The sequence below is a fragment of the Bradyrhizobium vignae genome (genome assembly GCF_900324035.1).
GTDB lineage: Bacteria > Pseudomonadota > Alphaproteobacteria > Rhizobiales > Xanthobacteraceae > Bradyrhizobium > Bradyrhizobium vignae.
Genome location: NZ_LS398110.1, coordinates 7585462 through 7598438, shown reverse-complemented (window position 1 = coordinate 7598438; position 12977 = coordinate 7585462). Strand labels below are relative to the sequence as shown.

At 64.2% G+C, this 12977-nt stretch carries 10 protein-coding genes; 9 read left to right on the top strand and 1 reads right to left on the bottom strand.

Annotation, left to right across the window (positions count from 1 at the left end):
* The first annotated feature begins 3 nt into the window (after positions 1-3).
* Positions 4-2235, top strand: a complete 2232-nt coding sequence (locus BRAD3257_RS36520; RefSeq protein WP_122405863.1) for a CHASE2 domain-containing protein — start codon at positions 4-6, stop codon at positions 2233-2235.
* A 96-nt stretch (positions 2236-2331) separates the two neighbouring features.
* Positions 2332-3321, top strand: coding sequence for an integrase core domain-containing protein (locus BRAD3257_RS36515; protein WP_160118749.1), 990 nt, complete (start codon positions 2332-2334; stop codon positions 3319-3321).
* Between the two features lie 180 nt (positions 3322-3501).
* On the opposite strand, the gene BRAD3257_RS36510 is transcribed toward BRAD3257_RS36515, so the two are convergent.
* On the bottom strand, positions 3502-5097 hold the full coding sequence (locus BRAD3257_RS36510; protein ID WP_122405861.1) for an ABC transporter substrate-binding protein: 1596 nt from the start codon (positions 5095-5097) through the stop codon (positions 3502-3504).
* 199 nt (positions 5098-5296) lie between these two features.
* Between BRAD3257_RS36510 and BRAD3257_RS36505 the strand changes: the two genes are divergently transcribed.
* The 7 genes from BRAD3257_RS36505 to BRAD3257_RS36475 all read left to right on the top strand — a co-directional run bounded on the left by BRAD3257_RS36505 (position 5297) and on the right by BRAD3257_RS36475 (position 12893).
* Entirely contained in the window at positions 5297-6955 is a 1659-nt protein-coding gene (locus tag BRAD3257_RS36505; RefSeq protein ID WP_122405860.1) for an ABC transporter substrate-binding protein, read from the top strand.
* Between the two features lie 250 nt (positions 6956-7205).
* Complete coding sequence (locus BRAD3257_RS36500; RefSeq protein WP_122405859.1) at positions 7206-8159, top strand: ABC transporter permease; 954 nt, start codon at positions 7206-7208, stop codon at positions 8157-8159.
* A gap of 4 nt (positions 8160-8163) precedes the next feature.
* Positions 8164-9066, top strand: a complete 903-nt coding sequence (locus BRAD3257_RS36495; protein WP_122405858.1) for an ABC transporter permease — start codon at positions 8164-8166, stop codon at positions 9064-9066.
* Positions 9067-9254: 188 nt separating this feature from the next.
* Positions 9255-10316 carry an ABC transporter ATP-binding protein gene (locus BRAD3257_RS36490; RefSeq protein ID WP_162500470.1) on the top strand — a complete coding sequence of 354 codons (1062 nt, stop codon included), beginning with the start codon at positions 9255-9257 and terminating at the stop codon, positions 10314-10316.
* Entirely contained in the window at positions 10313-10510 is a 198-nt protein-coding gene (locus tag BRAD3257_RS36485; protein WP_122405857.1) for a hypothetical protein, read from the top strand. Before BRAD3257_RS36490 ends, BRAD3257_RS36485 begins: the two co-directional genes overlap by 4 nt.
* On the top strand, positions 10507-11922 hold the full coding sequence (locus BRAD3257_RS36480; protein WP_122405856.1) for an amidase: 1416 nt from the start codon (positions 10507-10509) through the stop codon (positions 11920-11922). Before BRAD3257_RS36485 ends, BRAD3257_RS36480 begins: the two co-directional genes overlap by 4 nt.
* Positions 11919-12893 (top strand): ABC transporter ATP-binding protein, encoded by a 975-nt coding sequence (locus tag BRAD3257_RS36475; RefSeq protein ID WP_122405855.1) that lies wholly within the window; start codon positions 11919-11921, stop codon positions 12891-12893. Before BRAD3257_RS36480 ends, BRAD3257_RS36475 begins: the two co-directional genes overlap by 4 nt.
* The last annotated feature ends 84 nt before the right edge of the window (positions 12894-12977 follow it).

Here is a 12977-nt window from a genome sequence, read left to right as displayed (position 1 = left end):
CCTATGAAGCGTCTCAATATCCTGCGGCGGTGGTTTGCCCAGAAGTTCGGCTTTGCGCGGCTGATGTGCCTTGCGCTGCTGGTTCTGTTTGCCGGCGCCCGCCTCTGGGATCCGCCGCCGATCCAGGAATTGCGGCTGCGCGTCTTCGACATGTTCCAGTTGATCGATCCGCGCCACAAGACGGCGCGGCCGGTCACCGTCGTCGACATCGACGACAAGAGCCTCGCCAAGCTTGGCCAGTGGCCATGGCCGCGCACGCGCATCGCCGACATGATCCAGAACCTCACCAACAACGGCGCGGTGGCGATCGGTTTCGACGTGGTGTTCTCGGAAGCCGACCGGCTCAATCCGGATTTGGTCGCGGGTCAGATGCGCTATCTCGATGACGCCACCCGCGGCAAGCTGCGCGAGCTGCCGTCCAACGACCAGATCCTGTCCGACGCGATCAAGCACTCGCGCGTGGTGCTGGGCGAGACGGGGCAGCAGAAGGTCACGTCGGAAATCGACAAGACGCTGCCCTTCACCGGCGTTGCCACGGTCGGAGAAGAGAACGCCGAGCGTTTCCTGTTCGAGTTCCCCGGTCTGCTCCGCAACGTCCCTGTCATCGAGAAGGTCGCGGCGGGGCGCGGCCTGTTCAGTATTCCAATCGAGCGCGACGGCTTGATCCGGCGCGTGCCGATGATCATGCGCGCGCAGGGCAACATCATGCCCTCGCTCAGCCTCGAAATCCTGCGGGTCGTCACGGGAACACCAACCCTGCTGGTGCGCACCGACAAGACCGGCATCCGCGCGATCCACATCAAAGGCGTCGAGATTCCGACCGACGAGAACGGTCAGCTCTGGGTGCACTATGCCCGGCAAGATCCATCGATCTACGTCTCGGCGGCCGATGTCCTCGACAACATGGTGCCGCCGAGCAAGCTTGCCGGCAAGCTGGTGCTGGTCGGCACCTCCGCGGTCGGTCTGAACGACATCAAGACCACGCCGGTGTCGCGGGCCATGCCGGGCGTCGAGATTCATGCCCAGGTGCTCGAAAGCGTGCTGACCGGCGCAGCGATCTCTCGCCCGAATTACGCGCTTGGCGTCGAATTGCTCACCGCGATGATCATCGGCATTCTGGTCATCATCTTCACCCCGAATCTCGGCCCCGTCCGTCTGGTGCTTGCCGGCGCGATGTTCGCGGCGATCCTCATCGGGGTGTCCTGGTTCTTCTACGCGCGGTACCGCTATCTCATCGACTTCACCTATCCGCTGCTCTCGACCACCGCGATCTATCTGACGCTGATCTTTGCCAGCTTCGTCCGCGAGCAGCGCCAGCGCGTGCAGATCCGCGGCATGTTCGCGCAATACATGTCGCCGGTGCTGGTCGAGCAGCTGGCGCAGTCGCCAGACAAGCTCGTGCTCGGCGGCGAGGAGCGCGAGATGACGATCATGTTCTCCGACGTGCGCGGCTTCACCACGATCTCGGAGAGCTACAAGCATGATCCGCAAGGGCTGATCGCGCTGATGAACCGCTTCCTGACGCCGTTGACCGACGTCATCATCGAGCGGAAGGGTTACATCGACAAATACATGGGTGACGCCATCATGGCGTTCTGGAACGCGCCGCTCGACGATGCCGAGCACGAGGTCAACGCCTGCGAGGCGGCGATCCAGATGCTCGAGAAGATCGATGCCGTCAACAGGGAGCGCGAGCAGGAAGCGGCCGACGGCGGCCATGTCTACATCCCGCTCAACGTCGGAATCGGTCTCAACACCGGCATCGGCGTGGTCGGCAACATGGGCTCCGACCTGAAGAAGAATTATTCGGTGCTCGGCGACAGCGTGAACCTGGCCTCGCGCTTGGAAGGCCAGTCGAAGGAGTACGGCTTTCCCATCATTGTCGGCTCCAGGACCGCACTCGCCGCCAAGGAGAAGTTCGCGATCCTCGAGCTCGACTTCATCATGGTCAAGGGCAAGACCGAGCCGGAAGTGATCTACGCCATCGCGGGCCGCGAGGACGTGATGCATTCGGGCGCGTTCCAGCGCCTGCGCAACATCACCATCGAGATGCTCGGCTGCTACCGCAGCCGCGACTGGCAGGGCGCACTGGATGCGATCGAACGGGGCCGCAAGAGCGAGGACGCCGACACGCTGGAGAAGCTGTTCAGGCTTTACGAGGCGAGGATCAGGGATTTCCAGGTCAATCCGCCGGCGGAGGGCTGGACCGGGGCATATGCGCTGCTGACGAAGTAGGGATGTGGGGTGGGCTTCGCAGTCGCCCACACTCCGTCATTGCTGTGCATGTTCAATAATTCGCTGATTGGATCGCTCCAGCGGAGGAACGATCCGATGCGAGACAACAGCTATGACCGAACGGTTGAACGCAACTATCTGCAGAAGTGGCGTTTTCTGATTTCGGAGTATGAGGCGGTGAAGGCTGGCCGATCGCCGCTGTTCAAGCGGGTCGGCGACTTCTACCGGCACCACGGGACCTGCTCGCAGACGTTCCGCAAGTATTACAATCGCTATCTGCAGAGCGGCGAGGACGCGGATCTGCTGCCGCGGCGGCGCGGCCCGAAGTGGCGGGAACGGCGCGAGCCGGAAGGGATCGAGGCGGAGATCGTCGCCCATCGCAAGCGGGGGATGAACCGTTATGAGATTCATGCCGTCTTGCGCGAAACGCGCGACACGGTACCTTCGCCGATCACGATCTACCGGGTGCTGAAGCGCCACCGCCTGAACCGCCGCACGCCGGCGATGCGCGAGGAGAAACGCCGTATTATCAAGGACAAGCTCGGGGAGCTGGGCCACGTCGATCTGCATCAATTGCCGCGCGATATGTTCCTCGCGCCACCCCCGGTCACGGCCTACATCATCAGCCTGATCGACAGCTGCTCGCGTCTGGCCTGGGCCGAGGTCCTGACATCCAAGAAGGCGCTGCCGGTCATGTTCAAGACCCTGAAGATGATCAACACCCTCAACGTCACCTATGGGCTCGTCTTCCAGGAAATCCTGTCCGACAACGGCGCCGAGTTCGCCGCCCGCACCAAGCCGGCCGAGCATCCATTCGAGGCCATGCTGCTCGAGCTCGGCATCAAGCACCGCTACACCAGGCCCTATCGGCCGCAGACCAACGGCAAGGTCGAACGCTTCTGGCGTACCCTCGATGACGACGTCATCGAGGGTACGACCTTCGACAACCTGGACCACTTCGCCAATGAACTGTTCGAGTACCTCGTCTACTACAACAACCACAGACCCCATCAGGCCTTGGCAGGACAAACTCCCAAGGCTTTCGCCGCTTCCAAGACCACCGCAATCCAATCAGCGAATTATTGAACATCGACAATTGCGAGCGAAGCGAAGCAATCCAGACTGCCGCTGCGGAAAGATCCTGGATTGCTTCGCTACGCTCGCAATGACGAGTCTGCTGAGGCGATTGTGCGCAATAACCCCGGGCGGTCGCCCCAACGAAGGCCGCGACGACCACGTTCATTGAGGCGCGTGCTCGGGCGCCCCTCACTCCACCCCGATCGTCGTCAGATCCTGGAACCAGTGCTGCGCCTGCACGAAGTGCTTGATCTTCGGCGACAGTGCATGCGGGTTGGTGTCGTGGACGACCCAGACCAGCGTGGCATCATCCACGATCAGCGCATGCGCTCGCGCCAGCAATTCATCTTGCTTCGCGCTATCGAAGGTCTGCTTGGCCTCGTCGATCAGCGCGTCGACTTTCGGGTTCTTGTAGCCGCCCCAGTTGACGCCGACAGGCGCGATCTGCCCCGAATGGAAGAAGCGGACGATGGCGTAGAGCGGGTCCGAGGTGACATAGGCGATGTTGTTGGCGGTGATGCCGGCGTTCATCTCGTCGGCCGCGCCCTTGCGCCAATGCGTATAGAGCGTCTCGAGCTCGACGACCTTGAAGTCGATCTCGATGCCGATCTCCTTGAAGCTCTGCTGCAGGAATTCGTTCATCGGCAGCGACAGCATCTGCCCGGTGCCTCCTTGCGCGATGATGAAGGTGGTCTTCAGCGGTTTTGCCTTGGAGTAGCCGGCCTCCTCGACGAGCGTCTTCGCTGCAGCCAGGTCATATTTCAGTTCGAAGCTGGGTTTACCGAACCATGGACTCGACGGATCGACCTGCCCCTTGGCGGGCTTGGCGAGACCGTTCATCAGGCCGACAACCGCCTCCCGGTCGATCGCGAGGTTCAGCGCCTTGCGCAAGCGGATGTCGGTCCAGGGCGAACCCGGCAGCACGCTGAGGTGATAATTCCACACATGCGGCGTGACGTTGTCGACGAGCTTCATGCCGGCCGCCTTCAGCTGCGGCACCGCATCCGGCGCCGGCGTCTCGATCAGGTCCACTTGTCCGGCGAGCAGCGCATTGGTGCGCGTCAGCGCTTCCGGCATCGGCACCAGCACGATCTTGTCGGCCTTGGGAATCCGCTTCTTGTTCCAGTAGTCCGGATTCTTGCTGAGCTCGGCGAGCTCGCGCGGCACCAGCTTCGTCAGCTTGAACGGGCCGGTGCCGGAGGGCTGGCTTGCGAACTTGTCCCAGTCCTTACCGAGCTTTTCGTACTGCGCCGGGCTCGACACCAGGAACCAAAGCATCTGATAGGGGAAGAAGGAATCGACCGTCTTGGTGGTGATCTCCACCGTGAAGTCGTCGATCTTGGCGTAACTGGCGACGGAGGGCAGGCGGGTCTTCACCTGCGCGCTCTGCCGCTTGTCGAATTGCGGCGCTTTATCGTTGAGCACCTTGTCCAGATTCCAGATCACCGCGTCGGCGTTGAACTCGCTGCCGTCGTGAAACTTCACGCCCTTGCGGAGGGTAAAGCGCCATTTGGTCTTGTCGGCATCGTCGACCTTCCATTCGGTGGCGAGGCCCGGCACCAGCTTGCCGGGTCGATCGGCGACATCCATTTCCCAGGCCACCAGCGGATCGTAGATCGTGTAGGCGGTGAACTGATAGGCGCCGGCGCCGCGATCGGGCTGGCCCGTCGTCAGCGGAATGTCCGCCATCGAGATGCCATAGCGCACCACCGTTTCGGCGCCCGCTGAGATCGCGGACAACGCCAGCGCAAGCACGGCGAGACAGGTCGACAGACGAATACGCATGGCCCAAAGCTCCCAGGAGACGTCGAAGCCAAACGTGCAATCTTGATGCCAGAATAGGCAGCGCGCCGTTTCCGCCGGTGCGTCATCACAAGGACTTGTCGCCGCATGGGCAATTTGCAGAATAAGTTTCTCCCTGGCATAGCCATTGCATACGATTGCATCAAAATTAATCATCGAAAGCCGGAAGAGGACTGAGGCGATGCTAATCAAGAACAACAAGACCCGCGCGGCGCTGATTGCGCTCTTGGCGCTCGGCAGCGCGGCCGCATGGCCACGCGCGGTAGCTGCGGAAACTGTGCTGCGCATCGGCATGACCGCTGCCGATATTCCGCGCACCCTGGGCCAGCCCGATCAGGGTTTTGAAGGCAACCGCTTCACCGGCCTCACCATGTATGACGCGCTGACCGGCTGGGATCTGTCCTCCGCCGACAAGGCGAGCGTGGTCATCCCCGGCCTTGCCACCGAGTGGAAGGTCGACGATGCCGACAAGACAAAATGGATCTTCAAGCTGCGCCCCGGCGTCAGCTTCCATGACGGCTCGCCGTTCAACGCGGATGCGGTGGTGTGGAACGTCGAGAAAGTGCTGAAGCAAGACGCGCCGCAATTCGACGCCAGCCAGGTCGGCGTCACGGCCTCGCGCATGCCGACGTTGGCCTCCGCGAAGAAGATCGACGACATGACGGTCGAGCTCACCACCAAGGAGCCCGACAGCTTCCTGCCGATCAACCTCACCAATTTGTTCATGGCGAGCCCGGCGAAGTGGCAGGCCTTCTACGACAAGGCGGAAGGTGCCGATGCCAAGGCGAAGTCGCAGGCCGCGTGGACCGCGTTCGCCAAGGACGCCTCGGGCACCGGCCCGTGGAAGATGGCAAGCTTCACCCCGCGCGAACGGCTCGAGCTCGTCAAGAATGCGAACTATTGGGACAAGGCGCGCGTGCCCAAGATCGACAAGATGGTGCTCTTGCCGATGCCGGAAGCGAATGCGCGCACCGCCGCGCTGCTCTCCGGGCAGGTCGATTGGGTCGAGGCGCCGGCACCGGACGCGCTGCCCGAACTCAAGCAGCGCGGCTTCAAGCTCTACGCCAACGAGCAGCCGCATGTCTGGCCCTGGCAGTTCTCGCGCGTCGAGGGCTCGCCCTGGAACGACATCCGCGTGCGCAAGGCGGCGAACCTCTGCGTCGATCGCGAAGGCCTCAGGGACGGCCTGCTCGCCGGCCTGATGGTGCCGGCAACCGGCACCTTCGAGCCCGGCCATCCCTGGCGCGGCAATCCCATCTTCCAGATCAAGTATGACAAGGCGGCTGCGCAAAAGCTGATGCAGGAGGCCGGCTATGGTCCCAACAAGAAGCTGACCGTGAAGACGCAGACGTCTGCGTCCGGCTCGGGCCAGATGCAGCCCTTGCCGATGAACGAGTACCTCCAGCAGGCGCTGGCCGAATGCTATTTCGATGTGCAGCTCGACGTCATCGAATGGAATACGCTGTTCACCAATTGGCGCCGCGGCGCCAAGGATCCCAGCGCCAACGGCTCACACGCGACCAACGTGACCTATGCAGCGATGGACCCGTTCTTCGCGCTGGTGCGCTTCCTGCAATCGGGCATGGCGCCGCCGGTCTCGAACAATTGGGGCTTCATCAACAACCCCAAATTCGACGAGCTGGTGAAGAAGGCGCGTCAGACCTTTGATCCCGCCGCACGTGACGCCGCGCTCGCCGAGTTGCACGCGGCCTCCGTCGACGATGCGGCCTTCCTCTACGTCGCCCACGACGTCGGCCCGCGCGCGATGAGCCCGAAAGTGACAGGCGTCGTGCAGCCGAAGAGCTGGTTCATCGACTTCTCGCTGGTGTCGATGCAGTAGTGAGGCGCTAGCAAGGTACTCCGTGCACCCTCTCCCCTTGTGGGAGAGGGTGGCTTCGCGACAGCGAAGCCGGGTGAGGGGTCTCTTTCCGCGGACACCCCTTTCGCGTTCGTAACGACTGTATCCGCGGATAGAACCCCTCATCCGGCGCCGCAGCCGAAGCTTCGCTTCGGCGTCGACTTAAGAAACGGCCGCCGGAGGCGGCCTATGCCACCTTCTCCCGCAAGGGGAGAAGGAAGAAAGAAGACCAGTGCTCGCCTATACCGCCAGACGCATTGTCTATGTCGTCCCCATCGTCATCAGCGTGGCGCTGGTTTGCTTCCTGCTCGTGCACATCACGCCGGGCGATCCGCTGGTCGCCGTGCTGCCGGCCGACGCGTCGCAGGAGCTCGCCGCGCAGCTGCGCGCCGCCTACGGCTTCGACCGCCCGCTGCCGGTGCAGTTCGGGCTGTGGCTGCTCCGTGCCCTTCATGGCGACCTCGGCAATTCCATCGCGACCGGGCGCCCGGTTCTGGCCGAGGTCATGCGCGCGGTCGGCAACACCGTCACGCTCGCGATCGCCGCCGCCGTCATCGGCTTCACCATGGGCATTTTGCTGGGCCTGATCGCCGGCTATTTCCGCGAGACCTGGATCGACAAGGTCGCGACCTCCTTTGCCATCGCCGGCGTCTCGGTGCCGCATTACTGGCTCGGCATGCTGCTCGTCATCATCTTCTCGGTCCAGCTGAACTGGCTGCCCGCGGTCGGCGCCGGCCCCAGCGGCTCCAATTCCTGGGCCTGGGACTGGGCGCACCTGAAATATCTGGTGTTGCCGGCGATCACGACCTCGGTGATCCCAATGGGCATCGTCACCCGCACCGTGCGTGCGCTGACCGGCGACATCCTCTCGCAGGATTTCGTCGAAGCCTTGCGGGCCAAGGGCCTGCGCGAAACCGGCGTGTTCCGCCACGTCATCAAGAACGCCGCGCCCACCGCGCTCGCGGTGATGGGGCTTCAACTCGGCTACATGCTCGGCGGCTCGATCCTGATCGAGACCGTATTCTCCTGGCCAGGCTCGGGCTTCCTGCTCAACTCCGCGATCTTCCAGCGCGACCTGCCGCTGCTGCAGGGCACGATCCTGATCCTGGCGCTGTTCTTCGTCTTCCTCAACCTGCTGGTCGACATCGCCCAAGCCGCGATCGACCCGCGCATCAAGCGGGGCTAGCGGGATGAGCGAGCTTCCCTTGTCAGCCACCGCCGACGCCGCGCTGCAGGCCGCGCCTGCCACCAAGGCGCGCGGCTATTGGGCGACGGTCGGACGGCGCATCATGCGCGATAGGGTCAGCATGGCCTGCGCGCTGGTGCTGCTGCTGATCTTCCTCTCCGCGATCCTTGCACCGTGGCTCGGTCTCGAAGACCCCTACAAAGGCTCGATGATCCGCCGCTTGCGCCACATCGGCACGACAGGCTATCCGCTCGGCACCGACGAACTCGGCCGAGACATGCTGGCGCGGCTGATCTATGGCGGGCGGTTGTCGCTGGTGATCGGCATCCTGCCGGTGATTCTGGCCTTCTGCATCGGCACCTCGCTCGGTATCGTCGCCGGCTATGTCGGCGGCAAGCTCAACACCGCGATCATGCGCACGGTGGACGTGTTCTACGCCTTCCCGTCCGTGCTGCTGGCGATCGCGATCTCCGGTGCGCTCGGGGCCGGCATTCTCAACTCCATCGTGGCGCTGACCATCGTGTTCGTGCCGCAAATCACGCGCGTCGCCGAAAGCGTCACCACAGGCGTGCGCAACATGGACTTCGTCGAGGCCGCGCGCGCCTCGGGCGCCGGCGCCTTCACCATCATGCGCGTGCACATCCTCGGCAACGTGCTGGGCGCGATCTTCGTCTATGCGACGAGCCTGATCTCGGTCTCGATGATTTTGGCCGCCGGTCTCTCCTTCCTCGGCCTCGGCACGAAACCGCCGGAGCCGGAATGGGGCCTGATGCTGAACACGCTGCGTACCGCGATCTATGTCAATCCATGGGTCGCAGCCCTGCCGGGTGCGATGATCTTCGCGGTCTCGATCTGCTTCAATCTGCTCTCGGATGGCCTGCGCAGCGCCATGGACATCAGGAATTAGCGAATGATGAGAGTGACGCACACAGTTGCGGTGCTGGAGGTGCTACACCTCTCCCGAAGGGAGGGGTCGGATTGCATCTCAAGATGCAATCCGGGTGAGGGGTTACGCTCGATCGAGTTTGTCGCGCCCCCTCACTTGGCGCTGCGCGCCGACCTCTCCCCGATGTGGAGAGGTGAAGGACAACGGCCATGAGCGAAACCAACACCTCCGTCGCCATGCTGGAGCAGGTCGAGGACGTTGGCGGCGTCGCGCAGCCGCTGCTCCAGGTCAACGGCCTGACCAAGCATTTCCCCGTGCGCGGCGGGCTGTTCGCTGCCAAGCGCACCGTGCGTGCGGTCGACAATGTCTCGTTCTCCGTCGCCAAGGGCGAAACGGTCGGCATCGTCGGCGAGTCCGGCTGCGGCAAGTCCACCACCGCGCGCCTCTTGATGCATCTGATGCCGTGCGATCACGGCGACATCATCTATGACGGGATGACCGTCGGGCAGTCGTTGAGCTTACGCGAGCTGCGCCGCGGTATGCAGATGGTGTTCCAGGATTCCTACGCTTCGCTCAATCCGCGCCTGACAATCGAGGAATCCATCGCCTTCGGCCCCAAGGTCCACGGCATGGCGGACGGCACGGCCCGGGCGCTGGCGCGCGAGCTGCTCGGCAAGGTCGGCTTGCGCCCCGAAAACTTCGCCAACCGCTATCCGCACGAAATCTCCGGCGGTCAGCGCCAGCGCGTCAACATCGCCCGCGCACTGGCGCTGTCGCCGCGGCTGGTGATCCTGGACGAAGCCGTCTCGGCGCTCGACAAATCCGTCGAAGCGCAGGTGCTCAATTTGCTGGCCGACCTCAAGCGCGAGTTCGGCCTGACCTACGTCTTCATCAGCCACGACCTCAACGTCGTCCGTTACATCTCTGACCGCGTGTTGGTGATGTATCTCGGCGAAGTCGTCGAGCTCGGCCCGGTCGACCAGGTCTGGGATCAGCCGGCGCATCCCTACACGCGCGCCCTTCTCGCGGCGATGCCGTCATCGGACCCCGATAGGCGCACCGAGACGCCGCCGATCACGGGCGATCCGCCCAATCCGATCGATCCGCCCTCGGGCTGCCGCTTCCACACCCGTTGTCCGTTTGCGGAGCCGCTCTGCGCAAATGCGACACCAAAGCTCACGGCGCTGGATAATATGGGCCATGAGGCCGCGTGCTACATGGCTATACCGGGTTCAGGCCATAGCCGCGCGCCCAGGGAGAAGACCGAATGACGAGACCGACACCGGAAGAGATCAAGCCGATCGCGCAAATTGCCGGCGTGCCCGTGGACGACGAGATCGCAACCCGCATCTCCAATGCCATCGGACCTGCCTTCGAAGGCTTCGCCGCCATCGCCGGCACGCTGCCATTCGATCTCGAGCCCGCCGGCCATGTGCTCGCGCAGACGCGGAAGGTGTCGAAATGAGCACCGAGCCTGCCTTCATGCCGCTTACCGAGGTCGCGCGTGCGATCGCGATGAAGCAGCTGTCCTCCCATGAGGTGACGCGTGCGCTGCTGCACCGCATCGCGCAATGGCAGCCGCATCTCAACGCCTTCATGTCGATCGAAGCGGAAGCGGCGCTGAAGGCGGCGGATGCCGCCGATGCCGAGCTGGCCAAGGGCAATGTCCGTGGTCCGCTGCACGGCGTGCCGCTCGCGCACAAGGATATGTATTATGACGCGGGCCACGTCTCGACCTGCGGCTCCCTGATCCGCCGCGATTTCGTGCCGACCGTCACGTCCACCGCCCTGCAGCGGCTGAAGGACGCCGGCCAGGTCCGCCTCGGCACGCTGCACCTCGCCGAATTCGCCTATGGTCCGACCGGGCACAACGCCCATTACGGCCCGGTGCGCAATCCCTGGAACGTCGCGCATATTACCGGCGGCTCGTCTTCGGGCTCCGGCTCGGCGGTCGCCGCGCGGCTGACCTATGCCGCGCTCGGCTCCGACACCGGCGGCTCGATCCGCATGCCCGCGCATTTCTGCGGCGTCACCGGTCTGAAGACGACCGTGGGCCGCGTCAGCCGCGCCGGTGCAATGCCGCTGTCGCAATCACTCGACACCGTCGGCCCGCTCGCCCGCACCGCCGAGGACTGCGCGCTGTTGCTGGCGCTGATGGCTGGCCCCGATCCCGCCGATCCGACCTGCAGCCACGAGCCGCTGTCGGACTATGTCGCGGCGACGAACGGCTCGCTGAAGGGTCTCAAGATCGGCGTCCCTGCGTCTTTCTACGTCGACGATCTCGACAGCGAGGTCGCGCGCGTGCTCGACGAGACCATCGCGGTGCTCAAGCGCGAAGGTGCCGACATCGTCAAGGTCGAGCTGCCGGACCAGCGGCAATTGTCGTCGGCCAGCCAGCTCGTGCTCGCCGCCGAAGCTGCCGCCTTCCACAAGCGCTGGATGATCGAGCGTCCGCAGGATTACGGCGCGCAGGTCCTGATGCGGCTCCAGAACGGTCTCGCCGTTCCCGCCATCACCTATCTCGAGGCCATGCGCTGGCGCGGGCCTGCGCTCGCCGCCCACAACGCCGCAACCGCCGGCGTCGATGCGGTGATCGCCCCGGCCTCCCCGGTGCCGGCGCCGACGATCGAGGAGAGCGACGTCGGCGGCGGCTCGAACGCGCCGGCGCTGTTGCAGCGGCTGACGCTGTTCACCCGCCCGGTGAATTTCCTCGGCCTGCCGTCGCTCACCGTGCCCTCCGGCTTCACCAGAAGCGGCTTGCCGGTCGGCATGCAGCTGATCGGCCGCTCCTTCGATGAAGCAACCCTGCTCACCATCGGCGCCGCGTTCCAGCGCGCCACCGACTATCACGACCGGATACCGAAACTGCCGTCATGACAAAACTCGTCGAGATCTCAGGCCTCAACATCCGCTTCACCGGCGAGCGCACGGTCTATGCCGTGAACGACCTCAGCCTGTCGCTCGGCAATAGCGAGGTGCTGGGCCTGCTCGGCGAATCCGGTTCGGGCAAGAGTGTGACGCTACGTGCGCTGATGCGGCTATTGCCGAAGAAGCGCACGCAGATCTCCGGCACTGTCAATGTGATGGGACAGGACGTGCTCGCGATGAACGACGAGCAGCTATCGTCCTTCCGCGGCCAGACCGTCTCGATGATCTTCCAGGAGCCCGCGCTCGCGCTCGATCCGGTCTACACCATCGGCGCGCAGATCGCCGAAAGCGTGGTGCGCCATGAAGGCAAGAGTTTTGCAGAGGGCAGGGCACGTGCGCTGGAGATGCTCGAGGTCGTGCGCATTCCCTCCGCCAAGCGGCGGCTCGATGCCTATCCGCATGAAATGTCCGGCGGCATGCGCCAGCGCGCGATGATTGCCTTGGCGCTCGCCTGCCGGCCAAAAATCCTGCTGGCCGACGAGCCGACCACCGCGCTCGATGCCACCGTGCAGATCCAGATCCTTCTGCTGCTGCGCGAGCTGCAGCGCGAGTTCGGCATGTCCGTCATCTTCGTTACCCACGACATCGGTGTTGCGATCGAGATCTGCGATCGCGTCGCGGTGATGTATGCCGGCCAGATCGTGGAGCAGGGGACGCTTCGCGACATCGTGCGTTCGCCCGTGCATCCCTATGCCAAGGGCCTGCTCGCCTCCACCATCCACGGCGCCAAGCGCGGCGCCCGCCTGGAGACCATCCCCGGCACGCCACCCTCGCTCGCCGAGAAGCCGCACAATTGCTCCTTCGCTCCCCGCTGCGCCGTGGCCCAGCCGCGCTGCCTGGAGCAATTGCCTGCGAGTGTCGAGGTGGGGGCAGGACGAGCGGCAAGGTGTGTGCTGGCAGGGCCGGTGGTTGCAGCGTAGCCACCGCACAACCGGCGAGCCGCGAACAGCATTCACACCCCATTCATCGCGGTTCCCGTTCCATGGCTCCGTTCACGGAGAGGG

Excerpts from the sequence above, each read along its gene's own strand:
- BRAD3257_RS36485 (WP_122405857.1), top strand. The coding sequence starts at position 10,313 with ATGACGAGACCGACACCGGAAGAGATCAAGCCGATCGCGCAAATTGCC.
- BRAD3257_RS36505 (WP_122405860.1), top strand. The coding sequence starts at position 5,297 with ATGCTAATCAAGAACAACAAGACCCGCGCGGCGCTGATTGCGCTCTTG.
- BRAD3257_RS36520 (WP_122405863.1), top strand. The coding sequence starts at position 4 with ATGAAGCGTCTCAATATCCTGCGGCGGTGGTTTGCCCAGAAGTTCGGC.
- BRAD3257_RS36510 (WP_122405861.1), bottom strand. The coding sequence starts at position 5,097 with ATGCGTATTCGTCTGTCGACCTGTCTCGCCGTGCTTGCGCTGGCGTTG.
- BRAD3257_RS36490 (WP_162500470.1), top strand. The coding sequence starts at position 9,255 with ATGAGCGAAACCAACACCTCCGTCGCCATGCTGGAGCAGGTCGAGGAC.
- BRAD3257_RS36475 (WP_122405855.1), top strand. The coding sequence starts at position 11,919 with ATGACAAAACTCGTCGAGATCTCAGGCCTCAACATCCGCTTCACCGGC.
- BRAD3257_RS36495 (WP_122405858.1), top strand. The coding sequence starts at position 8,164 with ATGAGCGAGCTTCCCTTGTCAGCCACCGCCGACGCCGCGCTGCAGGCC.
- BRAD3257_RS36480 (WP_122405856.1), top strand. The coding sequence starts at position 10,507 with ATGAGCACCGAGCCTGCCTTCATGCCGCTTACCGAGGTCGCGCGTGCG.
- BRAD3257_RS36515 (WP_160118749.1), top strand. The coding sequence starts at position 2,332 with ATGCGAGACAACAGCTATGACCGAACGGTTGAACGCAACTATCTGCAG.